The 25,817-nt window shown below is 74.5% G+C and carries 19 protein-coding genes and 2 pseudogenes; 12 read left to right on the top strand and 9 right to left on the bottom strand.

The window, feature by feature from the left end:
* Nucleotides 1-277 precede the first annotated feature (277 nt).
* From SCA03_RS18610 to SCA03_RS18600, 3 genes and pseudogenes are all read left to right on the top strand, one after another.
* Nucleotides 278-709, top strand: a pseudogene (locus SCA03_RS18610) (hypothetical protein); the annotation flags it as partial.
* Nucleotides 710-1,118: 409 nt separating this feature from the next.
* Entirely contained in the window at nucleotides 1,119-2,573 is a 1,455-nt protein-coding gene (locus tag SCA03_RS18605; RefSeq protein ID WP_086818057.1) for an amidase, read from the top strand.
* A gap of 105 nt (nucleotides 2,574-2,678) precedes the next feature.
* Nucleotides 2,679-3,143, top strand: a complete 465-nt coding sequence (locus SCA03_RS18600; protein WP_086818056.1) for a MaoC family dehydratase — start codon at nucleotides 2,679-2,681, stop codon at nucleotides 3,141-3,143.
* Here SCA03_RS18600 and SCA03_RS18595 read toward each other — a convergent pair.
* The 5 genes from SCA03_RS18595 to SCA03_RS18575 all read right to left on the bottom strand — a co-directional run bounded on the left by SCA03_RS18595 (nucleotide 3,124) and on the right by SCA03_RS18575 (nucleotide 8,708).
* The gene (locus SCA03_RS18595) at nucleotides 3,124-3,756 is read right to left on the bottom strand and encodes a TetR/AcrR family transcriptional regulator (RefSeq protein ID WP_086818055.1); all 633 of its coding nucleotides are present in this window, start codon (nucleotides 3,754-3,756) and stop codon (nucleotides 3,124-3,126) included. The two genes, SCA03_RS18600 and SCA03_RS18595, sit on opposite strands and share 20 nt — an antisense overlap.
* Before the next feature lie 90 nt (nucleotides 3,757-3,846).
* Complete coding sequence (locus SCA03_RS18590; protein WP_086818054.1) at nucleotides 3,847-4,389, bottom strand: hypothetical protein; 543 nt, start codon at nucleotides 4,387-4,389, stop codon at nucleotides 3,847-3,849.
* Between the two features lie 64 nt (nucleotides 4,390-4,453).
* On the bottom strand, nucleotides 4,454-5,539 hold the full coding sequence (locus SCA03_RS18585) for a Zn-dependent alcohol dehydrogenase (protein WP_141275508.1): 1,086 nt from the start codon (nucleotides 5,537-5,539) through the stop codon (nucleotides 4,454-4,456).
* Between the two features lie 144 nt (nucleotides 5,540-5,683).
* A complete protein-coding gene (locus SCA03_RS18580) occupies nucleotides 5,684-7,102 on the bottom strand; it encodes an aldehyde dehydrogenase family protein (protein ID WP_141275507.1) in 1,419 nt (472 codons plus the stop codon).
* A 124-nt stretch (nucleotides 7,103-7,226) separates the two neighbouring features.
* Nucleotides 7,227-8,708, bottom strand: a complete 1,482-nt coding sequence (locus SCA03_RS18575; RefSeq protein ID WP_086817636.1) for a CitMHS family transporter — start codon at nucleotides 8,706-8,708, stop codon at nucleotides 7,227-7,229.
* Between the two features lie 212 nt (nucleotides 8,709-8,920).
* Between SCA03_RS18575 and hmgA the strand changes: the two genes are divergently transcribed.
* Complete coding sequence (gene hmgA, locus SCA03_RS18570) at nucleotides 8,921-10,309, top strand: homogentisate 1,2-dioxygenase (RefSeq protein ID WP_086817637.1); 1,389 nt, start codon at nucleotides 8,921-8,923, stop codon at nucleotides 10,307-10,309.
* A gap of 72 nt (nucleotides 10,310-10,381) precedes the next feature.
* Nucleotides 10,382-11,137: a GntR family transcriptional regulator gene (locus SCA03_RS18565; RefSeq protein ID WP_030876683.1), complete on the top strand. Its 756-nt coding sequence runs from the start codon at nucleotides 10,382-10,384 to the stop codon at nucleotides 11,135-11,137.
* Nucleotides 11,138-11,465: 328 nt separating this feature from the next.
* On the opposite strand, the gene SCA03_RS18560 is transcribed toward SCA03_RS18565, so the two are convergent.
* Nucleotides 11,466-11,732 (bottom strand): hypothetical protein, encoded by a 267-nt coding sequence (locus SCA03_RS18560; protein ID WP_030876680.1) that lies wholly within the window; start codon nucleotides 11,730-11,732, stop codon nucleotides 11,466-11,468.
* 422 nt (nucleotides 11,733-12,154) lie between these two features.
* Here SCA03_RS18560 and SCA03_RS18555 point away from each other — a divergent pair, with 422 nt between their 5' ends.
* From SCA03_RS18555 to SCA03_RS18535, 6 genes and pseudogenes are all read left to right on the top strand, one after another.
* Complete coding sequence (locus tag SCA03_RS18555; RefSeq protein ID WP_141275506.1) at nucleotides 12,155-12,706, top strand: hypothetical protein; 552 nt, start codon at nucleotides 12,155-12,157, stop codon at nucleotides 12,704-12,706.
* A 1-nt stretch (nucleotide 12,707) separates the two neighbouring features.
* On the top strand, nucleotides 12,708-13,838 hold the full coding sequence (locus tag SCA03_RS18550) for a GNAT family N-acetyltransferase (RefSeq protein WP_086817209.1): 1,131 nt from the start codon (nucleotides 12,708-12,710) through the stop codon (nucleotides 13,836-13,838).
* Between the two features lie 409 nt (nucleotides 13,839-14,247).
* On the top strand, nucleotides 14,248-15,072 hold the full coding sequence (locus tag SCA03_RS18545; protein ID WP_030876672.1) for a glycosyltransferase family 2 protein: 825 nt from the start codon (nucleotides 14,248-14,250) through the stop codon (nucleotides 15,070-15,072).
* Nucleotides 15,069-15,563 (top strand): annotated as a pseudogene (locus SCA03_RS37015) (glycosyltransferase family 2 protein); the annotation flags it as partial. The gene SCA03_RS18545 and the pseudogene SCA03_RS37015, both read left to right, overlap by 4 nt.
* A 900-nt stretch (nucleotides 15,564-16,463) precedes the next feature.
* A complete protein-coding gene (locus SCA03_RS36335; protein WP_230988810.1) occupies nucleotides 16,464-17,264 on the top strand; it encodes a polysaccharide deacetylase family protein in 801 nt (266 codons plus the stop codon).
* The gene (locus SCA03_RS18535) at nucleotides 17,261-21,388 is read left to right on the top strand and encodes a lipopolysaccharide biosynthesis protein (RefSeq protein WP_230988799.1); all 4,128 of its coding nucleotides are present in this window, start codon (nucleotides 17,261-17,263) and stop codon (nucleotides 21,386-21,388) included. Before SCA03_RS36335 ends, SCA03_RS18535 begins: the two co-directional genes overlap by 4 nt.
* Nucleotides 21,389-21,455: 67 nt before the next feature.
* Here the strand turns inward: SCA03_RS18535 and SCA03_RS18530 are convergent, their stop codons facing one another.
* Nucleotides 21,456-22,826: a glycoside hydrolase family protein gene (locus SCA03_RS18530; RefSeq protein ID WP_086817509.1), complete on the bottom strand. Its 1,371-nt coding sequence runs from the start codon at nucleotides 22,824-22,826 to the stop codon at nucleotides 21,456-21,458.
* Nucleotides 22,827-23,239: 413 nt separating this feature from the next.
* On the opposite strand from SCA03_RS18530, the gene SCA03_RS18525 reads away from it, so the two are divergent.
* On the top strand, nucleotides 23,240-24,403 hold the full coding sequence (locus tag SCA03_RS18525) for a DUF5925 domain-containing protein (RefSeq protein ID WP_371863958.1): 1,164 nt from the start codon (nucleotides 23,240-23,242) through the stop codon (nucleotides 24,401-24,403).
* Between the two features lie 270 nt (nucleotides 24,404-24,673).
* Here SCA03_RS18525 and SCA03_RS18520 read toward each other — a convergent pair whose 3' ends face one another.
* Together SCA03_RS18520 and SCA03_RS18515 are read right to left on the bottom strand one after the other, a co-directional pair.
* A complete protein-coding gene (locus SCA03_RS18520; RefSeq protein WP_141275505.1) occupies nucleotides 24,674-24,862 on the bottom strand; it encodes a hypothetical protein in 189 nt (62 codons plus the stop codon).
* 106 nt (nucleotides 24,863-24,968) lie between these two features.
* A complete protein-coding gene (locus SCA03_RS18515; protein WP_030876662.1) occupies nucleotides 24,969-25,559 on the bottom strand; it encodes a TetR/AcrR family transcriptional regulator in 591 nt (196 codons plus the stop codon).
* Nucleotides 25,560-25,817: the final 258 nt, after the last annotated feature.

Raw genomic sequence — 25,817 nt, 5'->3', positions numbered from 1 at the left:
AGTTCGGGAACGGGCACGGGGCAGGGCTCGTTCCCCCCGTGTGAGCGGCGCACGGCGCCGACCACGTGTGACAGGCGGGTGCCCCGGGCGCGGCTGCGTTCCCTGGGGCGGCCACATCCCCCATCCAGGAATAGAGGGCACTATGCGGGGTAATCCGCCACGCCAGAGCACGCCGCGCGCCGACGCGCGAAGAAGCTCGGCCCAAGAAGGATCCAGAGCGAGGGGTCGTACGTCACATCCCCGACGACTCGGGTCCTCTCCGCGGGAGGTGGGATGATTGGCCGGTTTCAGAGCACTCGCCCAGCAAGTCCGTGACCCTGACAGAGAGCCCTCGCAACGCCGCCAGGCTCTCCGCAAGTGTCTGGAGCGGTTCGCCCCCTACGGGCACCGCGCCACCTGGCAGCACCTGTGCCGGAACGCGGGCTTCCACCCCGAGGACCGGGAGCCCGACCCCGCACTGCTGATGGCGGCACTGGAGGAGCTGGAAGAGGCACGCGCCGTCTGGCTCGCCTACGAGGAAGAGGTCCGCGCGCGCCGCCGCCGGGAGAAGCGCAAGGGCATCAGGCAGCCCACCGAGCTGGACGAGTGGCACCGGCTGAGCTGGGGCGGCCGTTCGCTGATGCCCTGCGATCCCGCCCAGCCGCCCACTCCGCGGCTGGCCGAGGTGCTGCGCCGCATGATCGCCGTGGAGGAGCGGGAGCCCGGAGCGGCGGACCGGGCAGCGGCCGCACGGGTGCCGGCCGGCGTCCCGCACTCCCGGGCCTGTCCCGAACAGCGCGCCGAGCCCGCGCACTCCGCCGCCCGGCGCGGCACGGAGCCCAGCCGCTCCGAGAAGCGCGCCGAGAAGCGGGCGGAGAAGCGGGCCGAGGCCCGGCGCGCGGAGGCCCAGCGCTCCGAGAACAAGCGCACCGAGAGCACACGTTCCGACCCCAAGCGCGCCGAGAGCCGCAACGGCCGCCGCGCCATGGGGAGTTCACGCCTCGGCTTCGGGACGACGATCATCCCCTCCCAGGGCTGAGCCGCATACCGAGCGGTATGCAACCCCGTGATCCGGGTGCGAGTATGCGCCGTGCACTCTGCCGACGGCCCCACAGGGCGCGAAGGGATGGACGGCGACGATGGCCGACTCAGCACTGCACGACCTGACGGCGACCGAACAGGCGGCGGCGATACGGGCAGGCACCGTCTCGCCCGTGGAGCTGACGCGCCACTACCTGGAGCGCGTCGACCGCCTCGGCGCCGATCTGGGCGCCTTCGTCACGGTCACCGGGGAGCTCGCGCTCGACCAGGCCGCGGCGGCCGAGAAGGAAGCACTCGCCGCCCGCCGCGAGGGACGCGGGCTGCCGCCGCTGCACGGGGTCCCGGTGCCGGTCAAGGACCTCAACAACGTGGCCGGCGTGCCCACTTCCCTCGGCTCCGCCGCGTTCGAGGGCCTCGTCCCCGAGGTCGACGACCATGTGGCCGCCCGGCTGCGCGCCGGGGGCAGCCCCATGCCCGGCAAGACCAACACCCCCGAGTTCGGGCTGCCTTCGCACACCGAGAACCGGATCGCGCCGCCCGCGCGCTGCCCGTGGGACACCACGCGCTCGGCCGGCGGATCCAGCGGCGGGGCCGCGGCGGCCGTCGCGGCCGGGCTGGCCCCCGTGGCGCACGCCAGCGACGGCGGCGGCTCCACCCGGATCCCCGCGTCGGTCTGCGGGCTGTTCGGCATCAAGCCGAGCCGCGGACTGGTCAGTTCGGGCCCCACGCTGCACGATGTGACCGGCCTGGCCACCTCCGGCGCGCTCGGCCGCACCGTGCGGGACGCCGCGACGCTGCTCGACGTCCTGGCCGGCCCGATGCCCGGCGACCCGTACGCCGCGCCCGCGCTCCCGCCGGGCGACACCTACGCGGCCTGCGCACACCCCGGGCGCGCTTCCGGCCGGCTGCGTATCGCGACGCTGACCGACCCGCCGCTGCCGGACGCCGAACTGCACCCCGAGTGCCTGGCCGCGACACGCGGGGCGGCGGAGCTGCTGCGCGAGCTGGGGCACGAGGTGGACGAGGTGGCGCTGCCGTCCGACGGATCGATCGCCGTCGCCTTCACCAAGGTGTGGGCCGTGCTGGCGGCGCTGCGCCCGGTGCCCGAGGAGCGCGAAGAGCTCCTGATGCCGCTGACCCGCCACATGCGCGAGCGCGGACGGCGCATCCCCGCACCGGAGTTCGCCGCCGCACTGTCCACCTTCCGGTCGCTGGGCCAGGCCGTCGCGGACACGCTGCTCGCCGCGGAGGGCGGCTACGACATGATCCTCTCCCCCACCCTCAGCCGGCCCCCGCTGCCCGTCGGCGCGCTGCGCTGCGACGCCGACCCGGCCGAGGAGTTCCGCCGGATCGGCGCCTTCACCCCGTTCACCCCGCTCTACAACGCGACCGGCCAGCCCGCCGTCTCCCTGCCGCTGCACCGCACACCCGAGGGGCTCCCGGTGGGTGTGATGCTGGGCGGGCGGTACGGCGAGGACGCGGCCCTGCTCTCGGTGTCCGCCCAGCTGGAGGCGGCCCGCCCCTGGCACGGGCACCGGCCGGCGATGTGGTGAGGACGACGTGCGACGGCGGTGGCGCCCCGCGCTCCCGGCTGGCATGATCGCAGCCAACACCACTGAGCAATCGCTTATTCGGTACCCGTTCGGGAGGGACACGCCATGGCGGAACCCCGGGTCTTCACTTCGCCCGGCGCACTGCGGGAGGCGGCCGGCGAGGAGCTGGGCACCAGCGACTGGCTGGAGATCGACCAGCGGCGGATCGACGGATTCGCCGAGGCCACCGGCGACCACCAGTGGATCCATGTCGACCCGGAGCGGGCCGCCGAGGGCCCGTTCGGCACGACGATTGCCCACGGCTATCTCACGCTCTCGCTGCTGCCCGCCCTCGTCCCGCAGGTGCTGCGCGTCGAAGGCATGCGCATGGGCGTCAACTACGGCGTGAACAAGGTCCGTTTCCCCGCGCCCGTACCGGTGGGCTCCCGCGTGCGGGCCCGGGTGACGCTCGGCGAGGTCGACGAGGCGGCCGACGGCGGAGTACAGGTCGCCGCTCGCGTCACCGTCGAACGCGAGGGCGGCGAGAAGCCGGTGTGCGTGGCCGAGAGCCTCAGCCGCTACTACTGGTGACGCCCGCCGGGGCCGCCCCGCAGTCGCCCGCCATCCGCAGGGCGAGATCGGCGTACAGCGCGCCGACCTCGTCCGGCGTCCGGCGCCCCTCGGGCCGGAACCAGCGGGCGACGTCCACGCACAGGGACATCAGCGCCAGCGTCGTCCCGCGGATGTCGTCGACGGCGAACCGGCCCGAGGCCACCCCGTCCTCCAGCACCCCGCGCAGGATCTCCTCGCTGCGCCGCCGCAGGGCCACGATCAGCTCGTAGTGCTCCGGCTCCAGCGCGGCGAGTTCGTACTGGACGACGCGCGCCGTCGTGTGGTGCTCGGCGTGCCAGCGGACGAACGCGCGGACGGCGGCGGCCAGCCGCGCGGCGCAGTCCGGCGCCTGCTCGACGGCCTCCGCCAGCACCGCGACCGACTGCTCGTGCCCCACCCTGCTGATGTGGAAGAGCAGTTCTTCCTTCGTCCTGTAGTGGATGTACAGGGCCGCCGGGCTCATACCGGCGCGGCCGGCGATGTCGCGGGTGGTCGTCGCATGGAAGCCGCGTTCCGCGAAGGCGTCGACGGCGCCCAGCAGAAGGCGCCGTGCGGCGTCGGGCGTGACACCGCCGAACGATGCATCGGTCATCCCGCCACCCTATCCCCCACCTGAGCGCACGCTTAGCCCCGGAGAACACCACCTCGGCCCACGGCCTCGGCCCGCCCCCTCGGCCGGCTTTCAACGCGCGGGCGGAACCCAGCCGGTGGCGGCCACCACCTCGTGCGCGACACCGGGGACGCTCCGCCCGTCCGTGGCCACCCGCACGGCGTCCCCCGGAACCCGCAGCTCCAGCGACCGCGCCTTGCGCCTGCTGCGCTCCCACTCCTTCTCCAGCTCCGAACCGGCCTCCCGGCGCACCAGGCGCTCCCGCGCGGTGGCATCGGAGGCCGTCAGCAGCACCCGTACGATCCGCACGCCCTCTCCCATGGCCCGCCGGAACATGCCGGCGGTCTCGGGCAGCACACTCGCCGTGTTCGTGTAGACGAGCCGACGGCAGCCGCACCGGACGAAGTTCTCCCAGACGGCGGCCAGATTCCGCTCGGTGATCTCCGCACGGTGCGGGTCCCCGGGCGGGGCCGGATGCACCTGCCCCAGGAAGTCGCCGTCCACGACCGCGTGCGGAACCCCCGCCGCACGCAGCAGCACCGAAACCTCCCACCCCACGCTCGTCTTCCCGACACCCGCCCGCCCGCCGATCAACAGCGCTTCCGCGTCAGCCATGCCGTCAGCTTGGCAGCGCACCCCGGTGGGGGCGATCCGTTATCGGGAGGGCGGGCGGCGCCCTTCAGAACAGCACCACCGTCCGGCCGCCGCGGGGAGCGTCGAGGTGTGTCAGGGCTTCGGGGAGGTCGTCCAGGGTGATGTGGCGGGTGACCAGGGTGGAGGGGGTGAGGTGGCCGGTGCGGTTGTGTTCGGCGAGGAGCGGGATGTCGCGGGCCGGGTCGGAGTCGCCGTAGACGCAGCCGCGCAGTTGGCGGGCGAAGTGGAAGATCTCCAGCGCGGAGAAGGTCACGCGCTCGTCCTTGCCGCCGATACCGACCACGGTGGTGCGTCCGCCGCGCCGGGTGGCGTCCCAGGCGGCGCGGATCGTCTCGGCCCGGCCCGCGCACTCCAGGGCGACGTCGGCGCCGTATCCGCCCTCGGTCAGGGCGCGGACGTCCTTGGCGGTGCGTTCGGAGGCCAGGACGAAGTCGGTCGCGCCGGCGGAGCGGGCGAGTTCCTCCTTCTCCTCGGCCACGTCGACGGCGATGATCCGCCCGGCTCCGGCGAGCCGGGCGGCCTGGAGCGTGGCCAGCCCGACGCCGCCGGTGCCCAGGACGACGACCGATTCGCCCGGCCGCACCCCGGCGCTGTGGTGGACGGCGCCGTAGCCGGTGAGCAGGGCGCAGCCGAGGAGCGCCGCGTCCTGGAAGGGCACACCGTCCGGCACGGGTATGAGGGCGCGGGCCGGGACGACGGTCTCCTCGGCGAAGGTCGCGACGCTCAGCCCCGGGTAGAGGGCGTCGCCGGTGCCGGTGTGCGCGTAGGGCGCGGTCGTGGCCTCGTTGGCCCGCACGCACAGCCAGGGCTCGTGGAGCCGGGCGCAGAAGTGGCAACTGCCGCAGGAGGGCGCCCAGTTGAAGACGACGCGGTCGCCCGGTGCGAGGCCGGTCACCTCCTCGCCCACGGCCAGGACGGTGCCGGCGCCCTCGTGGCCGAGCACCGCCGGGACCGGCTGGCGCAGGGTGCCGTTGGACAGCGACAGGTCGGAGTGGCACACGCCCGCGGCGGCGAGCCGCACCCGCACCTGGCCGGGGCCGGGCTCGGGCAGCTCGATGGTGGTGACGCTCAGCGGCGCGTGGACGGCGGGCAGCACGGCGGCGCGGACCATGGGGCGGCTCCAGGTTTCCGGGGCGGGCGGGTTCTCGGCAGCACGGCGGCGGGGCCGTCCGGCAGTACGGCAGGGAGACTCGGCGGGTGCGGCGGGGCGGCGGGGCGGGCGCCGCCGGGGTGCGGCCGGGGCGCCCGCCGGGGCTCACAGCTGGAGCGACTTGGTCTGGAGGTACTCCTCCAGACCGTACTCGCCCAGTTCGCGGCCGACGCCGGACTGCTTCCAGCCGCCGAACGGCGCCATCGGGTTGAAGCGTCCGCCGTTGATGTCGACCTGCCCGGTGTCCATGCGCCGGGCGAAGGCGACGGCCTCGTCCCGGTCCTCGGACCACACGGCGCCGGCCAGCCCGTAGACGGTGCCGTTGGCGATGCGCAGCGCCTCCTCGGTGTCCTCGTACCGCATCACCGAGAGCACCGGGCCGAAGATCTCCTCCTGGGCGATGGTCATCTGCGGGGTGACGTCGGCGAAGACGGTGGGGCGCACATAGTGGCCGCGGTCGCGGCCCGCCGGCCGTTCGGCGCCGCCGGTCACCAGCCGGGCGCCCTCCTCCTGGCCGCGGCGGATGTAGCCGGTGACACGCTCGTACTGTTTCGCGTTGACGAGGGGGCCCATGCGGGTGCTCTCCTCGCCCGGGTCGCCCGGCTCGTACTTCGCCGCGGACTCGGCGGCGAGCGCGACGGCCTCGTCGTAGCGGTCCGCGTCGACGAGCATCCGCGTCCAGGCGCTGCACGTCTGGCCGGAGTTGGACATCACGTTCGCGACGCCGGTGCGGACCGCGCGGTTCAGGTCGGCGCCCGGCAGGATGACGTTGGCGGACTTGCCGCCCAGTTCCAGCGCGACCCGTTTGACGCCGCCGGCGGCGAGCGCGGCGACCTTGCGTCCGACGGCGGTGGAGCCGGTGAAGGACAGCAGGTCGATGCCGTCGTGCTCGGCGAGCGCCTGCCCGGCGACCGGGCCGAGCCCGGTGACGAGGTTGAACACCCCGGCGGGGACGCCCGCTTCGTCCACGGCCTCGGCGAACAGCTGGGCGACCAGCGGGGTGTCCTCGGCCGGCTTGAGCACCATGGTGCAGCCGGCGGCGAGCGCGGGCGCGGCCTTGGCGACGATCTGGTGCAGCGGGTAGTTCCAGGGCGTGATGGCGCCGACGACCCCGACGGGCGCGCGCAGCACCCGCGAGTTGCCTCTCTCCTCCTCGAAGGCGAAGGAGCCCGCCAGTTCGGCGTAGCTGCCGCAGACGAGGACGGGGACGGCGGTGTGCACCTTGCGTGAGAGCGTGAGCGGGGAGCCGAGTTCGGCCGTCACCAGGGCGGCGGTCTCCTCGCCGCGTTCCTGGAGGATGTCGCGGAGCCGGAAGAGCAGCCGCGCCCGCTCGGCGGGGGCCGTCGGCGACCACTGGGGCAGTGCGGCGCGGGCGGCACGGACGGCGGCGTCGATGTCCGCGGGGCCGCCGGCCGGGACGGCGCCCAGCGGGGTGCCGTCGGCGGGGTTGGTGTCCTCCAGCGTCGCGCCGCCTTCCGCGGGGCGCCAGGCGCCGTCGATGTACAGGGCGTCATGTGCCTTCATGGAAGGCAAACTTACTGGCCGGTCACCTCGGTGTCAGTACCTCTGCCGGGGCCCGCTGGTGCCGCCCCGGCGCCCCGGTGTCCGCCCCGGGCCGCGGCCCGCGCCCCGGGTCGCGCGCCCCCGCTCACAGGATGCCGAACAGCAGCCCGGCGCCCAGTACCACGAGCGAGGTGAGGGAGGCCCACGTGACGGTGAACCGGGTGTGGTCCCCGAACTCGACCTTGGCCATGCCGATGAGTACATAGACCGCGGGCACCAGCGGGCTGGACATGTGCAGCGCCTGCCCGACGAGCGAGGCCCGGGCGATCTCCACGGGAGGAACACCGTGCGCGGCACCGGCCTCCGCGAGGATCGGGACGATCCCGAAGTAGAAGCCGTCGTTGGACATGAAGTAGGTGAAGGGGATGCTCAGTACGCCCGTCACGACCGTCATGTACGGGCCGAGCCCGTCGGGCAGCGCGCCGACGAGGGTCCGGGCCATCTCGTCCACCATGCCGGTGCCGGTGAGCACACCGGTGAAGACGGCCGCGGCGAAGACCATGCCGGCGACGTTGAGCACGTTGTCGGCGTGCGCGGCGATCCGGGCCTTCTGATCGGCCATGCGCGGGAAGTTGACGGTCAGCGCGACGGCGGCGCCGAGCAGGAAGAGCACCGGGATCGGCAGCAGTTGCGTGATCAGCGCGGCCAGCAGGGCGACGGTGAGCGCGGCGTTGAACCAGAGGAGTTTCGGGCGCAGGGTGGCACGGTACGGGTCGAGCCCGAGGTCCGGGTGCGCCGCTTCCGGCGTGCCCGCCGTGCCGGCCGCTCCCTTCGCTTCCCCCGCGCCGGTCGTCCCCTGTGCCGGTGCCGTCTCCCCCGCCTCTTCCGTGGCATCCGCTCCGCCGGACGCGGCTGCCGGGGCGCCGGAGCCGCCGCCCGCGCGGGCGTGGGGCCGCGCGGCGACCGTCCCGGTGCGCTCCCCGGCCTCGTGGGCGAACTTCCGGAGCGTCAGGGTCCCGAGCCGCCGGCGTTCGCGCAGCCCCAGGCCCCAGGCCAGCAGCAGGACGCAGCAGAGCCCGACGGCCAGCGCCGGCACCATCGGCACGAAGATCTCGGCCGGGTCCAGCTTGAGCGCCGAGGCGGCCCGCGCGGTCGGTCCGCCCCAGGGCACGGTGTTCATCACGCCGTTGGCGGTGGCGGCCACACCGGTCATCACCAGCACGCTCATCCGCAGCCGGCGGTAGAGCGGCAGCATGGCGGAGACGGTGATCATGAAGGTGGTGGAGCCGTCGCCGTCCAGCGAGACCACGGCCGCGAGCAGCGCGGTGCCGACGACGACCCGCATCGGATCGGCCTTGCAGAACCGCAGGATGAGCCGGACCACCGGGTCGAAGAGGCCGACGTCGATCATCACGCCGAAGTAGACGATGGCGAACATCAACATCGCGGCGGTGGGCGCCAGTTCGCCGATGCCCTTGAGGACGTGGTCCCCGAGGCCGGTGGCCTGCCCGGCGAGCACGCAGAAGAGCGCGGGGATCAGCACGAGCGCCGCCATCGGCGACATCCGCTTCGTCATGATCAGCGTCAGAAAGGTCGCGATCATGAGGAAGCCCAGCATCGCCAGCATCGGGTCACCTCTGCGTTCACCGTCGAACCACCCGCCCTGCACGGCGGTCCGGATGACCGTAGGGGCGGCCCGAATCCGGCCACAAGGTGTTCAGCCGTGAACACTATGAGCAAAAGCCCAGCTCAGAAGGGTGGTTCAGCGGATCCGTTGACGGGGCGACGGTCAATTCCTATGTTCGTGCACAGGATTCCTTCACCCGGCGGGAGTTGGCCATGCGTTCATCCGCACCCGGCACGAACGGCACCGGCACCACCGAGCAGGCGGTACGCGAACAGGCACGCACAACGGCCGAAGCGCTCCCCCATCTGCACGGCTTCGGCAACGAACACAGCAGCGAGGCCGTGCCCGGCGCACTTCCCCTGGGGCGCAACTCGCCGCAGCGCGCGCCCCTCGGGCTGTACGCGGAACAGCTCAGCGGCAGCGCCTTCACCGAGCCGCGCGCCCGCAACCGGCGCTCGTGGCTGTACCGCATCCGCCCCTCGGCCGCGCACCCGCGCTTCGAACCCGTCCACGGCGAGACGGAGATCCCGGCGCTGACCTCCGCGCCCTTCGCCGACGCCGTGCTCGACCCCAACCGCCTGCGCTGGGGCGCGCTGCCCGAACCCGCGGCCGGCACCGACTTCCTGGACGGGCTGTGGACGCTCGGCGGCAACGGCGACGCCGCACAGCGCTGCGGCATGACGATCCACCTCTACGCGGCCGATGTCTCCATGACCGACCGGGTGTTCAGCGACGCGGACGGCGAACTGCTCATCGTTCCGCAGCGCGGCGGGCTGCTGCTGCGCACCGAGTTCGGGCTGCTGCGTGCCGCACCCGGCGAGGTCGCGCTCGTCCCGCGCGGGGTGCGCTTCCGCGTCGAGCTGCTCGATCAGGACGCCCGCGGCTACATCTGCGAGAACCACGGGCAGCCCTTCGTCCTGCCCGATCTGGGCCCCATCGGCGCCAACGGGCTCGCCAACGCACGGGACTTCCGCGCGCCGGTCGCCGCCTACGAGGACGTCGAGCGCCCCGTCGAGGTGGTCAACAAGTTCTGCGGCAGACTCTGGAGGGCCGTCTACGGGCACTCACCGCTGGACGTGGTCGCCTGGCACGGCAACCACGTGCCCTACGTCTACGATCTGCGCCGCTTCAACGTCCTCGGCTCCATCAGCTACGACCACCCCGACCCGTCGATCTTCACCGTCCTCACCGCGCCCTCGGACACCCCGGGGCTCGCCGGCGTCGACTTCGTGGTGTTCGCGCCGCGCTGGCTCGTGGGCGAGGACACCTTCCGGCCGCCGTACTTCCACCGCAACGTGATGAGCGAGTACATGGGCCTGATCGAGGGCGCCTACGACGCGAAGGCCGGCGGCGAGGGCGGCTTCGTGCCGGGCGGGGGCTCGCTGCACAACATGATGTCCGCGCACGGGCCCGACCGGGAGACCTTCGAGCGCGCCTCGGCCGCCGAACTGGCCCCGCAGAAGATCGACGACGGGCTGGCCTTCATGTTCGAGACCCGCTGGCCGGTCGCGGTGACCCGGCAGGCCCGGCAGGCCGCACATCTCCAGCCGGACTACGACCGCGTGTGGCAGGGCCTGGAGAGGCACTTCGCGGCGGACTGAGCGGACACCGCCCGGGCCGGCCCGGTACCGCACTGGTAGCTTGGGGGCGTTTTCTTCGGCGGGAGGCAGCAGTTGGCGTTCGTGCCGGACCCGGTGGAGCTGAATCGCAAGCTTCCCCTCTGGTACCAGGTGTCCCAGTCGCTGCGCGCCTCCATACTCGGCCGCCCCCCGCAGGCCCCGGACCGGCTGCCGCCCGAGGACCAACTGGCCCGCCACTACGGCGTCAGCGTCCTCACCATGCGCCAGGCGCTCAAGGAGCTGGAGACCGAGGGGCTGATCACCCGGCACCGGCGGCGCGGCACCTTCATCGAGCCCGATGTGCGCCGCGCCCGCCCGGTGCGGCTGCTCGGCTCCGTGGACGCGATCGTGGCCCAGCAGTCGGGCGAGCACACCACGCTGCTGGGCCACGGGAGCGAACCGGTGCCGGCCGAGCTGGCCGAGCACTTTCCCGGCCGGCGCGAGGCGACGGCCTACCGCCGGCTGCGCCGGGACCGGGAGAGCGGCGAACCGGTCAACTGGGCGGTGAATCTGATCCGTTCGGATGTGGCGGCGCGGATCGACCCCGAGGACCTGGCCCGGGGCCTGCCCATGACGAAGGTGCTCAGGGACCGGGTGGGCGTGCGGATCAGCCGGATCACCGACACGGTGGAGGCGCGGCTGGCCGATCCGGAGACGGCCCGGCTGCTGGAGGTCCCGCTGCTGAGCCCGATCCTCTACTACACGGGCCTGACGTACGACGAGGACGGCGCGGTGGTGGACGTCGTCCGGATCCACTACCGCGGGGACCGGTTCGCGTTCTCCGTCACGCTGGAGAACGTCACGGACTGAGGGCCGGGTGCCGGGATCGGCCGGGCGGTGCACATCCCGGAGCGGGGCGGAGCATCCGGCCGGGAAGCCGGGTGGGACCGGGCAGAGCAGACAGAAAGCGGGAGAGGCCGGGATACGCGGGCGAAGCGGGCCGAACGGGAGGGGAGCCGGGGAAAATCAGGGGGATCCGGGCGGGATCAGCTCATCACGCCGACGGCGGTGGGACCGGGCGCGGGGGGCCGGGTACGGCGGCCGGGTGCGGGGAGGGGCCGGGGAGCCGGCTCCCACGAAGCCGGCCCCTGTCGGCGACGGGCCGCACGGACCGTGTGACACGATCCGGCGGCCCGCCTCAGCTCCGCCCGCCGAAGAGGGTTCGGCGCAGCTTGCGCAGCGGAGCGAACAGCGAGACCCGCGCTCCGCGGTTCCCCTTCCGGCTCGCGGCGGCGTCGCGCTGTGTGATCTCTCGCATCAGCGTCGTCGCCTCCTCCGTCTCGACGTGCGGGACGGCGGGGCCGGCGAGCACGGAAAGATGCCGGTCGAGACGCGAACTCGTCGCGCCCGTCCCGCATGTGATCGCGGGTACGCGTGCTCTGCTGCTCATTGTTATCTGTTCCATGACACTCCCCACCCGTACGAGGGCACCCGGCCCGGGCAGAGTAACCCTATCTCCCGACTACGACACTCGTGTATCCCGGTCATCTGATTCACCTGCCCCACGGGGCGGTTGACGAACACGGACGTCGCGCACGGGCGCCCGGCCGTACCCCGCAGCACTCGGCGGCGCCCGGCGGCACCTGCCGGGGAGAGCCCCTCCGACAAGGCATCGAGGGCTCCACACGGCCACCACACCGCCATCACGCCACCGCCGCGCCTCCGTGCGCCCCCGGTGCAACCGGAACCTGCCGCGACCGGCGGCGGGACCGTCCGCGGCGCCCGCGCGCGCTTGACGCCCGACTCCCGTCGCGCCAGATTGAGGACGCGATGAGCGCATCCTGCGCGTCGGGGGGCATACCGGGGGGCCGGCCACCAATGCAGAACATGTCGCACGATCAGTACATCCATGACCGTTCCGGACGGGCACGTGCCGGGGGCGATTCCCGGGCGCTGCTCGCGGGGGCGGCGACCGCCGTCGCGGGCGTGGGCGCCGCCCTCGCCCTCACGGACGGCACCTCGGTGCTCCGCGCACCGTTCACCGTGTTCTTCCTGCTGGCGGCGCCCGCCACCGCGCTGGCCGCGGCGCTGCCCCGGCTCGACCCGCTCAGCCGGACGGTCGTCGCCCTCGTCGGCGCCCTGGCGGTCGACCTGCTGACCGCGCAGCTCATGCTCGCGACGCACGCGTGGTCGGCGCGCGGCGGGGTCGTCGCCGTCGGCGCGCTGAGCCTGGCCGGGCTGGCGGCCCGCGCGATCGGTGCGGGCGGTACGCGCGGCGCGGGCGGCACCGTCCGTGCGGCGGGCGGCACGGCGGACGGCACAGGCGGCCCCGGGGCGGCCGGGCCCTACGAGGCACCGGGCGCTCCGGCCCCGGTGCCGGGCGGAGAGGAGGGCGGCGGTGACCGGCTGGAGAGCCCGGGCGTGCGGCGGGACGGGTGAGATGGAGATCACCGTCTGCCGTACGGGAGAGCTGTCCGCGGCCGACCGGACGGCGTGGTCGGCGCTCCAGGCGCAGGCGCCCGCACACGGTGCGCCGCAGCTGGCCAACCCGTTTCTGGCACCGGAGTTCGCCCTGGCGCTCGGCCGCTGCCGTCCGGACGTCCGGATCGCCGTCGTACGGGACGGCGACGGGGAACCCGCCGCCTACTTCCCGTACCAGCGCGGGGCGTTGGGCGTGGGGCGCGCCGCCGGGCTGGGGCTCTCCGACTGCCAGGGCATGGTGCACAGGGCCGGGTTCCGCTGTTCCGGGCGGGAACTGTTGCGGGCCTGTGATCTGGCGGTGTGGGAGTTCGACCACCTGGCGCACGGCCAGCCCGGCCTCGCTCAGGGGGTGACGGCGGCGCACGGCTCGCCCGTCCTCGATCTCGGCCAGGGGTTCGACGCCTATCTGGCCGGACTGCGCGAGCGGTCACCGAAGTTCGTCCGTACGACGCTGGCCAAGGAACGCAGGCTGGGGCGGCAGGCGGGGACCGTGCGCTATGTGCACGACGAGCGCGATCCCCGGATGCTGGAGACGCTGATGGCGTGGAAGTCGGCGCAGTACCGGCGCACCGGGCGCAGCGACCGCTTCGCGCGCCCCTGGATCGTCCGGCTGCTGCACCATCTCTTCCACTCCCGCGCCCGGCCGGCGCCGGACGGCTTCGCGGGCCGGCTGTCGGTGCTGTACGCCGGGGACCGGCCGGTCGCCGCGCACTTCGGGCTGCGCACCGGGGTGGTGCACACCTGCTGGTTCCCGGCCTACGACCCGGAGTTCGGCCGGTTCTCGCCCGGCCTCGTGATGCATCTGCGCATGGCGGAGGCCGCGGCGGCCGAGGGCGTCACCCTGCTCGATCTGGGCCGGGGCCGCAAGGAGTACAAGGATCAGCTCAAGACGCGGGAGATCCCCGTGTACGAGGGCTGGCTGACGCGGCGGCACCCGGTGGCGCTGGGGCACCGGGCGCGGCGTGCGCCGGTGCGGGCCCTGCGGAACACGGTCGTCGCCCGGCCCGAACTGTTCGGCCCCGCCGACCGGTTGCTCAAGGCGGCCGGTTCGGTACGCACCGGGCGGCGGGGCGGGGCCGGCGGCGCGTGACGGGAGAGCCCCGGGAGGGACGGGAGACGGCACACCCGCGGGCACTCCGGAACCGGTGAACACCGCATCACCGCAACAGGCCGACAAAACCGGTCACTTACGAGTGAGGTATTGCCAACCGTATCTGTCCGCCAATACCGTCTTGAATCCACTCGTATCGCCCGTTTCGGCGGGCACCGTCGCCGGCCGGCTCAGGGGAGGGCCACGCCGGAGGCGGGGTACGGGGCGCGGTTGGGGGGTGCCGCCGACCGGTTCGCCGTGCGGACGCACGGCGGGCACCGGCCGGCGGGCCGCGCGGGACGGTACACGAGCACGCGCTCCGCACTCGCGGAGCACAACCCCCCTTTCGCACCGGTCACTACGCCGGGCCGCCGGGAAGGCGGCCCCCCGGACGAGAGGGCACACACCCATGACGTTCGTCGTGCGACCGTTATCCGGCGAGGAGCCGTTACCCGGCCGGGACCGGGTGTCCGCGGACTTCCGCCGTATCTCCAGCCATCTGGCCATCGCACCGCCGGTCAGCGTCGTCATCCCGGCGATGAACGAGGCGGAGAACCTGCCGTACGTCTTCGGTTCGCTGCCGGAGTGGATCCACGAGGTCGTCCTGGTGGACGGGGACTCCACCGACGACACGGTGGCCGTGGCCCGCCGGCTGCGGCCCGACGTCAAGGTCGTCACCCAGCGCGGCAAGGGCAAGGGCGACGCCCTGATCGCCGGGTTCGCCGCCTGCACCGGCGAGATCGTGGTGATGGTCGACGCCGACGGCTCCGCGGACGGCGGGGAGATCGTCGCCTATGTCTCCGCGCTGGTCGGCGGCGCCGACTTCGCCAAGGGCTCGCGCTTCGCCAACGGCGGCGGCACCGACGACATGACGCCGGTGCGCAAGCTCGGCAACCGGGTACTGACCGGGCTCGTCAACCGCAAGTTCGGCGCCCGCTACACCGACCTGTGCTACGGCTACAACGCCTTCTGGCGGCACTGCCTGGAGCGGATCGCGCTGGACTGCGCGGGCTTCGAGGTCGAGACGCTGATGAACATCCGGGTGGTGCGGGCCGGTTACCGCGTGCAGGAGATCCCCAGCCACGAGTACCGGCGCATCCACGGCGACAGCAATCTGCGGGCGGTCCGCGACGGGCTGCGGGTGCTGCGGGTGATACTGCGCGAGCCGGCCGGGCGGCGGCAGCGCGTGCCCGCAGCGGTGCGCAGACCCGCCGTGGCACGGGAGGGCTCGTGACGGCACCGTCCCCGGCCGCCGTCGCGCGGCCGGGGACGGTGTCCGTGGTGATCTGCGTCCACACCGAGGAGCGGTGGCACGACATCGCCGCCGCCGTCGCCTCGGTGCGGGCGCAGCGCCACCCGGCACACGAACTGCTGCTCGTCGTCGACCACTGCCCCGGGCTGCTCGCCCGGCTCGGGGCGCGGTACGGCGGCGCGGGCGCGGCCGCCGCGGGGATCACCGTCGTGGACAATCCGGGCCCGCGCGGGCTGTCCGCTGCGCGCAACACCGGGATCGCCGCCGCCACGGGCGAGCTGATCGCCTTCCTGGACGACGACGCCGTCGCCGAACCCGACTGGCTGCGGCACCTCGTCGCCGCCTACGACGACCCCCGGGTGCTGGCCGTCGGCGGGAGGACCGAACCCGCCTGGGACGGCGGACGGCGGCCCGTCTGGTTCCCCGAGGAACTGGACTGGGCCGTGGGCTGCACCTACCGCGGGCATCCGCCCGGCCGGGTCCCGGTGCGCAACGTGCTCGGCGGCAACGCCTCGTTCCGGCGTTCGGTGTTCGCGGCGGCCGGCGGGTTCACCACCGGCATCGGCCGGGACGGCGCACGGCTGCCGCTGGGCTGCGAGGAGACGGAGCTGTGCATCCGGCTGCGCCGCCTGATGCCGGAGGCGGTGCTGCTCGTGGACGACCGTGCCGTCATCCACCACCGCGTGCCGCGCGTCCGGGCGCGGCCCGGCTATCTGCGGTCCCGGTGCTTCGCCGAGGGCCTGTCCAAGGCCCGGGTGGCCGGGCTGGTCGGCGCCCGGGACGGCCTGGCGACCGAACGGGCCTACACCACCCGGGTGTTGCCCCTCGGTGTGCTGCGCGGCCTGCGCGACGCCCTGCTGGGCCGGCCCGGCGGGGCGGGGCGCGCCGGAGCGATCCTGCTGGGGGCCGGTGCGGCGGCCGCCGGCTACGCGCTGGGCCGGGCCGGGGCGCTCGCCCGGGGCCGCGCCGGGCCGGAGGCCCCCGCCGCGTCGCCTGCCTCGGCTGCCGTCGGGCCGAGCACCTCGGCTTCCGTCGCGCCGGTCGCTCCCGCCACGCCGCACGCCCCGGCCTCCGTCGGGCCGGACGCGCGGGTTCCCGGCGTCCTCCCCGACGCCCCGGAACCCGTCCGGGAGGACGCCGAGAAGCGGACGGGGGCGCGGGCGGGAGTCCCGGAGGAGCGTCCGTCCAACGGCCGGTCGGCTTCCGGGCGTTGGACGGAAGCGGCGGCGACCGGCATGCGTACGGCAGGCAGGCGCACGGCAGCCATGCGGGCGGCAGCCGTGCAGACGGCAGCCGTCCGTACGGCAGGCAGGCGTGCGGGCGGGTATGCGGCAGGCGGGCGTTCAAGGAGCGGTGGGGCCGTGCCGGTGTTGATGTACCACGCCGTCACCGACCGTCCGGCGCGGGCCACCCGGCGGCTGTCCGTCGCGCCGGCGGCCTTCGCCCAGCAGCTGGAGATGCTGGCGGCGCACCGCTGCACCCCCGTCACCACGGCACAGCTGGCCGCGGCCTGGCGCGGCGCCGGGCCGCTGCCGCCACGCCCGGTGCTGCTCACCTTCGACGACGGCTACGCCGGTGTGCACACCCACGCGCTGCCCGAACTGGCCCGGCACGGCTTCGCCGCGAGCCTGTTCGTCACCACCGGATGGCTGCCGGGCCCGCACCACACGGGCGGCGCGCTCGACACGATGCTCACCTGGGACCAGGTGCGCGAACTGGCCGCCGCCGGTGTGGAGATCGGCGGCCACAGCCATACACACCCCCAGCTCGACCAGCTCGACGAGCCGGAGCTGCGCACCGAGCTGGTCCGCTGCCGGGAACTGCTCGCCGAGGCCACGGGCGAGGTGCCGGTCTCCTTCGCCTACCCGTTCGGGTACTCCAGCCGCCGGGTGCGCCGGGCGGTGCGGGCGTCCGGCTACGACCAGGCGCTCGCCGTCGGCAACACCCTGGCGGGACCGGGCCAGGGCCCCTACGCGCTGACGCGGCTGACCGTGCGGCGCAGCACCGGCCCCGCGGAGTTCGAGCGGCTGCTCGAAGGGCGGGCGCTGGGGCGGAACTTCGCCCCGGACCGGGCGCTGGGCAAGGGGTACGCCGTGGTCCGCCGCACCCGCCGGGCCGCGGCCCTGGCGGCGTCGGCGGCCCCCCACCGCATCGGAGGAATCCGGCAGAAGTGACGGACACGACGGCCAGGACCCAGACGACGGCGGACACCGGACCCGGGGCGCCGGACGCCCCGGCCGGTGCGCGGAGCGCGCCCGGCGCACGCCCGGGCAGCCAGCTGTTCCGGAACGCCTACGCGCTGATGGTGAACACCGGGATCTCCGCCGTGCTGGGCCTCGGCTACTGGGTCGTCGCCGCCCGCTACTACAGCGACGACGCGGTCGGCCGCGGCTCGGCCGCCGTCGCGGCGATGAAGTTCCTGGCCGGGCTGACGGCCGTCACCCTGATCGGCGCGCTCGCCCGCTTCGTCCCGGTCGCCGGACGGACCACGGGGCGGCTCATCCTCCGCACCTACGCGGCCAGTTCGGTGGTCGTCGCGCTCGCCGCACTGGTGTTCCTGGCGACGCTGGACCACTGGGGCCCCTCCTACCGGTTTCTGCACGGCCTGCTGCCGGGGCTGGGGTTCGTGCTGGCCGTGGTCGGCTGGTCGCTGCTCACCCTCCAGGACGGGGTGCTCACCGGGCTGCGCAGCGCGCGGTGGGTACCGGTGGGCAACACCGTCTTCCTGACGGGGAAGCTCGTCCTGCTGATCGTGCTGGCCACGGCTCTCCCGGCGGCGGGCGTCTTCGTCTCCTGGGCCCTGGCGATCGGACTGTCGACGATCCCGCTGGGCTGGCTGGTCTTCCGGCGGCTCGTGCCCCGGCACACGGCGGCGACCCGGGGGACGGCGCGCCCCGCGGGGCTGCGCGAGATGGGCCGCTTCCTGGCGGGCGACTACACCGGGGCCCTGTTCTCGCTCGCGGTCGTCTACCTGGTGCCGGTCGTCGTCGCCTCCCAGGTCAGCTCCAGCGACAACGCGTACTTCTACATCACGACGACCATCGGCGGCACCGTCAACCTGCTGGCGCTGAACATGGGTTCGTCGCTGACGGTCGAGGGGGCGCACAGCCCGGAACAGCTGGCCGGCAACTGCCGGGCCGCGCTGGGCCGGATGGTCCGCATCATGCTGCCGGTGTGCGGGGCGCTCTTCCTGTTCGCACCGCAGATCCTGCACGTCTTCGGCCCCGGATACGCCGAGGCCGCCACTCCCCTGCTGCGGCTGTACGCGGTGGGCGCGCTGCTCCGGGTGGTGATCGAGCTGTACTACGCGGTGCTGCGCGCCCGCAGCCGTACCCTCGGACTGGCCGCGCTCCAGGGCCTGTTGTGCGTCCTGGTGCTCGGCTCGACACTCGTGCTGCTGCCGCACCTGGGGCTGACGGGGGCAGGCCTCGCGGAGACGGGCAGCCTGCTCGTGGTCACCGCGATCGCCGGCGCGAAGCTGTATCCCGTACTCCGGGGGCGCACCCCTGTCCCGCCTTCCGGCACGCCCGGAGCCTGCGGCGGGCCGGGGGCGGACCGAACGCCCGGAGCGGCCGGAGCACTCGGCGGGCCCGGAACACCTGGCGGGCCCGGGGCGGACCGAACGCCCGGAGCAGGGCCCGGAGTCCCCGGTTCGGACGACGGAGTCGAGCAGGTGGGTCCCGCTCAAGCGACCGGACGCGCCCAGGGGGCCGAGCCCTCCCCCGCCGACGCTCCCGCACGGGAGACCGGGCCCACCTCGGCGGCCGGTCCCGACCGAGAGGCCGGACCCAGCCGAGAGGCCGAGCCCACCCAGGAGGCCGCGCCCAGCCAAGAGGCCGAGCCCACCCAGGAGGCCGCGCCCAGCCAAGAGGGCGACCCCGCCCAGGAAGCCGAGCCCGCCCGGGAATCTGAGCCCGGCCAGGGCATTGGCCCCACCCCGGCGGCCGGGTGGGACCAGGTGGCCGGGCCGGACCCCGCGGCCGACCCCTCCCGGGCAACTCACGGCTCCCCGGCAGCCCACGGCCCCCCGGAAACCCACGGCTTCCCGGCAACCCACGGCTTCCCGGCAGCCCACGGCTCCCCGTGGCAGACCGTCCACCGGCAGGTGGACCCCCCTCGTGCCGGGCCGAGTTGGGCCGAGGACGACGAGGATCCGCTGGCGCATCTGCGGGCGGAGCAGCCCGACGCGGGCCCGGGTGCCGGCGCACCGCCGTACGGCACACCCGTCGCCCCGCCACCGGGGCCGCGCCGTACCGCCCGGCTGCGCGCCGCCGTCCGCCGGCCGGCCACGGCGCTGTGGCTGCTGCTGGCGGCGGCGCTGGCGCTGTACTGGCTGCCGCTGCGCGGCATGGGCGAGGCCGAGCTGTCCCGGATGGGCGGGCTGGGCCTGGTCACGGTGCTGCCGTACGGCACGCTCGCGGGCGCGGCCCTGCTGGTGTGCGTGTTCGCGGGCGCGCTGGCGCTGGGCCGCCGGCACCGGGCGCTGCTGCTCGGCACGCTGCTCGCCACCGTCGTCTCGCTGCACGCGGTGCCCGCGGTGCTGGAGACGATGCCGCGGTTCGCCACCGCGTGGCAGCATCTGGGGTTCGTCGATCACATCGTGCGCACCGGGACGGCCGTCCCGGATCTGGACGCGCGCTGGAGCTGGCCGGGGTTCTTCGCCGGCGCGGCCTTCCTCGCGCAGGCGGCGGGCGTGGACGACCTCACCGGGCTGCTGCGCTGGTGGCCGACGCTGCTCCAACTGGCCTGCCTCGCCCCGCTGGCGCTGCTGCTGCGTGCGGTGCGGGCGGGCTGGCGGGCCAAGTGGTGCGCGCTGTGGTTCTTCGCGCTGTGCGGCTGGGTGGGCCAGGACTACTTCTCCCCGCAGGGCTTCACCTATCTGTTCCATCTGCTGTTCGTGGCCCTGCTGGTGGTGTGGTTCCGCGCACCGGCCCGGCCGCGCGGTGGCCGTGAGCCCGGGGAGGCCGACCCCGCGGCCTCGGGCCGGCTGGAGCGCGGAGTGCTGCTGGCGGTGCTGCTGGCCCTGTTCCTCGCGGCGGTGGCGGCGCACCAGCTGACGCCGTTCGTGATGCTGGGCTCGCTGGCCGGGCTGCTGCTGGTGCGGCGCGGTACGCTGCGCGGTCTTCCGCTGCTGTGCGCGGTGGTGCTGGCGGCCTGGGTGGGTCTCCTCGCCGAGCCGTTCTGGTCGGGCCATTTCGACGAACTGTTCGGCGGAATCGGCGGGTTGGGCGGCAATGTCTCCTCGTCGGTCGCGGGCCGGATCGAGGGCGGCAGCGAGGTGCACAAGCTGGTGCTGTACGCCCGGGTGGCGCTGGCCGCCGGCACGCTGGCGCTCGCGGCGTGCGGGCTGCTGCGGCGGCTGCGCTCGGGGATCTCGGACCGGGCGCTGCTGGTGCTCACCGCCGTACCGTTCCTGGCCTTCGGTGCGCAGTCCTACGGCGGTGAGATCGCCCTGCGCGTGTTCCTGTTCGCCGCGCCGACCGCCTGTGTGCTGGCCGCACTGGGCCTCTTCCCGCAGCCGTCGGCGGGCCCGGCGCGGCGGGTGTGGCGGGCGCCCGTCGCCGCGCTGCTGGCCGGGCTGGTGCTGATGGGCGGCTTCCTGGTGGCGCGCTGGGGCAACGAGCAGTTCGAGCGGGTGCGGCCGGGCGAGGTGGCGGCGCTGGAGTACGTGTACGCGCACGACGAGCCGAGCGCACGCGTGCTGTGGCCGAGCAACGACCCGGTGGAGGACGTCACTCCGGCGATGCCGTGGGGCGCGCGGGACGCCGAGCGCATCGAGTACGTCCCGTTCCGTGCGCCGCTCCTGGCGGGCGGGGCACGCGGGCCGGGCGGGGCGGAAGCGGCGGCACGGGTGGCCCGGGAGCTGCGCGAGGCCGGTCCCGGCTCCTATGTGCTGCTCAACTCCGGGCAGTCGACCTATCTGCATCTCGACTCCGGCTATCCGGCCGGCTGGCAGCGGGAGATGACCGCGGCGCTGGACGCCCGGGACGATCTGCGCCCGGTACTGCGCAACGGGGACGCCGTGCTGTACACGCTCCGCGACCCGGGCCCCGGCGCACCGCCCGCCCCCGACCCGGGCCCCGCGGGGCCCACCGTCACCTGGAACCCCTACTCGGTCGCGGGCGCCTTCGCCGCCGTCGTGCTGCTGGCGCTGCTGGGGGTGCGGGAGGCGGTACGGGTGACGGGGCGACCCGGCCCGCGCCGGGACGCCTGGCTCCAGGGGTCCTTCTGGTTCGCGCTGCCGCTGGTGATGCTGCTGTGCGCCGCCCTGGTGCAGCGGTTCGTGACGCTGTCCTGAACGGCACGCCCGGGCAGCACGGCCCGGGCGACGGGAGGTTCGAGGAAGCGCCGGGCCCGTGCGGTGTTCAGCGGGTGCCGAGCCAGCGCACCTCGTACGGGTCCAGAGCGACGGTGCGCCCCGCCACCTCGGTACGGGTGTGCCGCGCACGGGTGTTGACCACCAGCACCGTGCCCACGTCACCGTCACCGTCGCCGTCGCCCCCGCCGTCTCCGGCCGCTGCCAGCGCGCGCACCCCGGATCCGGCCCGCACCCCGGCGAACCGGGTGCCCGGCGGGAACTCCCGGGCGAACCGGGCGAGGAGCCGCATCATCGGCAGCTCGGCACCGCCGTCCCGGAACCGGGTGCTGCTCCACAGACAGCCCGGGCAGTCCCGGGTCCGGGTCTGCGGGTTCCAGTAGAAGGCGGTGTCCGTCCCCCCGCGGGCGAGCGCGATCAGTGCGGCGGCCTGCACTGCGGTGCGCCGCGCCTCGCTCCAGCCGGCCCGGCGGTCGTCCTCGTCGCCCGGTTCCACGTACCACTCGGCCCACCACAGCGGCAGGCCCGTCTCGCGGCGCACCCAGCGGCTCACGTCGGTCAGCTTCTCCGTCGCCGTGAACGCGCCGGGCACCAGGCGGTCGTCGGCGGTGTAGCTGGAGCCGTCGACGACGACGAAGTCGGCGCCCTTGCGGTGCCGGTTCCAGTAGCGCAGGGCCGCCACGGCCCGCCGGTCGAGGGCGCCCCACGGCCCGGTCACGTCCGAGGCGTTGTGGTCGTCCTCCGCCACGCTGTCCATGACGACGTACGGGCCGCCGACGCGGATGCCGGGGGCGACCTTCTTCAACTCCGTGTAGACGAGGTTGTAGAGCCGTGTGTAGCCCTCCTGGTCCCAGCGGTGTGCGCCGTCGTCGTAGAAGCCCTTCAGCTCGTTCCACACGAGGAAGTGGCGTATCTGCGGATAGCGCCGGGCCACCTTGCCCGCCAGCGCGGCGAAGTCGTCGAAGTGTTCGGGCGCGGGCGCCGTCTCCAGCTCCGACCAGTCGGTGCGCCCGGCGCTGCCGCCCTTCTTCATCCAGTCCGGCGCACAGCACAGGGTGAGCACGGGGGTGTCCGTGCTGCGCCGCATCAGGGCCACGCGCCGGTCGAGCGAGGCGAAGTCGTAGCGCCCGGGAGCCGGTTCGGGGTTGTCGGCGCCCCAGCCCATGAGGTGCTGGTTCTGCGGCAGACCCGTCTTCTTCAGCAGCGCGCCCGCGCGCCGCCGCGCTTCGGGCTCGCCCTCGTCGGCGCTCGCCTCGGTGTGGGTGAACCCCCAGCCGAGGGCCGTGCCCGCCGGGCCGGAGGTGCCGCCGTCGCGCCCCCGGCCGCCCGGCGGTGCCCCGCACAGGGCCAGGACGACGGCCAGCAGGACGACTCCGCAGGCCAGCAGGGACACCAGCCGCCATCGCGCGGCCTGCACCACAGCTCCCACCCCCGCTTCGCCCACCCGACGGCGCCGGCCCCGGGAACATGGCCCGACGGCTCCGGCCCCGGGAACATCCGGCGCGGCCGGTCGCGCTCGCCCCCCCGTGGACCGGCCGTACGCGGCACCGGAAGCGGTGCGCGCCCGGTCAGCCTACGGTGGCGCGACCCGTCGCGGGAGGCCGCACGGGCCGGCCGCCGGGGCGGGCGGGCGCGCGGCCCGGAGCGCGGGCGGGCACCGGGGGGGAGAGAGACGCGGCCGGGTGCTCGGCAGGACGAGGGCGGGCCGGGACGCGGGCGGACAGGAGTTGCGGGCCGGGGCGGCGCGCGGCGGAGGCGGCGGGCAGGCGGGGCGCGCGGCAAGGGCGTGAAACCGGTGTGCACGCGCGGTGTCCATGACGGATCATGGCGGCCATGTCTTCCGAGCGCTCCGATCACCGGCCCGACGACCGGACGGCGGCCCCGGCTCCGTCCGCGCCTTCCGTTCCGGCCCCGCCGGAGCAGGCACTGACCACCCGGCTGAACTTCGACGACAGCAACACCACCGGCGACGTCGTCGACGCGCTCTTCCTCGGCCGCTTCGCCGTGGGCGAGCAGCCCTACGCACGCAGCCACAGCATCGACCGCGTCAGGAAGGGCCGCACGCTGCTGCCTCCGGGCGCCCGGGTGCTGCGCGAGACCAAGGAGGACAGCCGCGGCTCCGTCCTCGCGGAGGGCGACGGCTGGACGGCCCGGGTCTCGCGCTGGAGCCGGGGCGCCGAGGTGACGGTGACGGCCGTCAGCGGCGAACTGGCCGAACAGCGGCTGAAGCAGGCGGTGGACGGCGCGGAGGACGAGCCGGAACCGCAGGACGACCAGGTCTCCATGGGCTTCTGGTACCACTCCCCCATGTGCGGTCCGCGCCGCACCTCGCGCACCATCGGCGCCGGCTCCTGGGAACAGGTGCGCGGCAACTACACGGCGCGCGTGGCCGAGGCCATGGACGGCCTCATGAAGACCACCCCGGACGACGTCTCGGGCCGGCTCCTGCTGCTGCACGGCCCGCCCGGCACCGGCAAGACCTCGGCACTGCGCACCCTGGCCCGCTCCTGGAGCGACTGGTGCCAGGTGGACTGCGTGCTCGACCCGGAGCACCTGTTCAACAACATCGGCTATCTCATGGACATCGCCATCGGGGCGGACGACGACGAGCCGGAGACCGGCCGCTGGCGGCTGCTGCTCCTGGAGGACTGCGACGAACTGATCCGCGGCGAGGCCAAGCACGCGGCGGGCCAGGCGCTCTCCCGGCTGCTCAACCTCACCGACGGGCTGCTGGGCCAGGGCCGCAACGTGCTGGTGGGCGTCACCACGAACGAGGCGCTGGAGCGGCTGCATCCGGCGGTCGTCCGGCCGGGCCGCTGTCTGGCCCGGATCGAGGTCGGCCCGCTCTCCCGCGAGGAGTCGGTGTCCTGGCTGGGCACCGAGGAGGGCATCGGCCGGGACGGCGCCACGCTCGCCGAGCTGTTCGCCCTGCGCAAGGGCCGCTCGCCGGCCTCGGTACCGCCCCAGGACCGGGAGAGCGCCGGCCTCTACCTGTGAGCCGGCCACCCACCACCCGGAGCACCACCCGGCCCCGCACACCGCTCACCCGTGACCACGACTCCGGGCCCGACGCCTCCCGTTCGGCTCCAGCACCGTGCGCCGTTCATGCGTGACCGCGACCGACGATGCTGGGGCCCGGGGGCGCAACGTGGCGCGTGGGGCGGCGAGTTACGGTATGTGCGCCCACGGGAGCCCGCACATGACCCCAACCGGCCGTGGGCGTCCGCAACTCACCGCGCACCGCCCGGTGTTCGGCAGGCCCCCGTCCTACCGGGACAGCAGCACGCTCAGCACGGCGACGACGGCCACCGCGATCCCGGCGACCACCATCCGCGCGAGCCCGCTGCCGCTGCCGCCGCCGTACGGCGTGTCCGCCGGGCCGGTGGAGGGCCGGGCCTCCTCGTCCACCGCACGGGCCCACTCCCCACTCGTTCCACTGCCGATTCCGCTGATCATCGCGCACCCCGTGGCCCTGTCGCTTGCACTGGTCACCTGTCGGCTGCCCGATGCGGCACTTCTCATGCGTGCGAGCCGCCGTGAGAGGGCGGACAGTGCCCACCGCCTACGGGGCCACCGAGCGCCAGATGCGCTCGGGCAGGGTACGCAGGGCCTCGTCCAGGTCGATGTCGCCGACCGCGATCCAGCGCCGGGCCGCGCCGACGACCGGTCCGAGGACAAGGCTCTCGATCAACGGGCCGGGCAGCGGGGCGAGTTCGCCGGATGCCTGGCGGGCGCCGACCCACCCGGCGATCGAGGAGATCCGTACCTGCTGGAAGTCGCGGATCTCCCCGGCGTGGCCCATGCCGTGGTGGTCGGCCCGGGCCGAGTGCACCAACCGGGCCGCTTCCGGGTGTTCCCGGACGAAGGCGAAGTAGGCCCGTACGAGGGCGCGGACACCCGCGCGGGCGGTGCGGGCCGGCTCCAGCGCGGTGGCGAGTGCGTCCAGCAGCCGGCCGAGCCAGCGCATCGTCAGCGCGTCCAGGAGCCCTTCGAGGCTGCCGAAGTGGTGGTAGAGGCTGCCGGGGCTGACGCCGCTGGCCTCGGTGACCGCGCTGACGGTGAGGCCCTGTTCGCCCCTCGCCGCGTACACGCACAAGGCTGCGTCCAGTACCTGTTCGACGGTGGCTTCCCCACGCTGTTGCTTCCGGCCCATCGGAAGGCGTCCTCGGTCTCTCGTGCGGCGTCCTCCCCTGCTCCCCGAGGCGCCGGGCTCCGGCGTTCACGGTACGGGCCGCTCGCCCTTCTGGAACGATTTTCTAGAAACATCTTCCACTCCCGGGCCCGGCTCCACGACACTGGACGCGCGTCAGCGGCGGTCAATCGGAGGCGAACCCGGGTCAGTCGACTGTGCCCGGGCTGCGCCGCTCCCGGACGGCCACCGGACCGGCGCCTTCGGACGGCGGGCGCCCAG

The organism is Streptomyces cacaoi, from assembly GCF_006539165.1.
Lineage (GTDB): Bacteria > Actinomycetota > Actinomycetes > Streptomycetales > Streptomycetaceae > Streptomyces > Streptomyces cacaoi.
This window is presented reverse-complemented; position numbering and strand designations above follow the sequence as displayed.

Coding starts and splice junctions, on each gene's coding strand:
- SCA03_RS18595 (WP_086818055.1), bottom strand. CDS start 3,756: ATGACCGATGCATCGTTCGGCGGTGTCACGCCCGACGCCGCACGGCGC.
- SCA03_RS18555 (WP_141275506.1), top strand. CDS start 12,155: ATGTCGCACGATCAGTACATCCATGACCGTTCCGGACGGGCACGTGCC.
- SCA03_RS36335 (WP_230988810.1), top strand. CDS start 16,464: ATGTACCACGCCGTCACCGACCGTCCGGCGCGGGCCACCCGGCGGCTG.
- SCA03_RS18545 (WP_030876672.1), top strand. CDS start 14,248: ATGACGTTCGTCGTGCGACCGTTATCCGGCGAGGAGCCGTTACCCGGC.
- SCA03_RS18560 (WP_030876680.1), bottom strand. CDS start 11,732: ATGGAACAGATAACAATGAGCAGCAGAGCACGCGTACCCGCGATCACA.
- SCA03_RS18590 (WP_086818054.1), bottom strand. CDS start 4,389: ATGGCTGACGCGGAAGCGCTGTTGATCGGCGGGCGGGCGGGTGTCGGG.
- SCA03_RS18520 (WP_141275505.1), bottom strand. CDS start 24,862: ATGATCAGCGGAATCGGCAGTGGAACGAGTGGGGAGTGGGCCCGTGCG.
- SCA03_RS18580 (WP_141275507.1), bottom strand. CDS start 7,102: ATGAAGGCACATGACGCCCTGTACATCGACGGCGCCTGGCGCCCCGCG.
- SCA03_RS18600 (WP_086818056.1), top strand. CDS start 2,679: ATGGCGGAACCCCGGGTCTTCACTTCGCCCGGCGCACTGCGGGAGGCG.
- SCA03_RS18525 (WP_371863958.1), top strand. CDS start 23,240: ATGTCTTCCGAGCGCTCCGATCACCGGCCCGACGACCGGACGGCGGCC.
- SCA03_RS18575 (WP_086817636.1), bottom strand. CDS start 8,708: ATGCTGGCGATGCTGGGCTTCCTCATGATCGCGACCTTTCTGACGCTG.
- SCA03_RS18585 (WP_141275508.1), bottom strand. CDS start 5,539: ATGGTCCGCGCCGCCGTGCTGCCCGCCGTCCACGCGCCGCTGAGCGTC.
- SCA03_RS18515 (WP_030876662.1), bottom strand. CDS start 25,559: ATGGGCCGGAAGCAACAGCGTGGGGAAGCCACCGTCGAACAGGTACTG.
- SCA03_RS18605 (WP_086818057.1), top strand. CDS start 1,119: ATGGCCGACTCAGCACTGCACGACCTGACGGCGACCGAACAGGCGGCG.
- hmgA (WP_086817637.1), top strand. CDS start 8,921: ATGCGTTCATCCGCACCCGGCACGAACGGCACCGGCACCACCGAGCAG.
- SCA03_RS18550 (WP_086817209.1), top strand. CDS start 12,708: ATGGAGATCACCGTCTGCCGTACGGGAGAGCTGTCCGCGGCCGACCGG.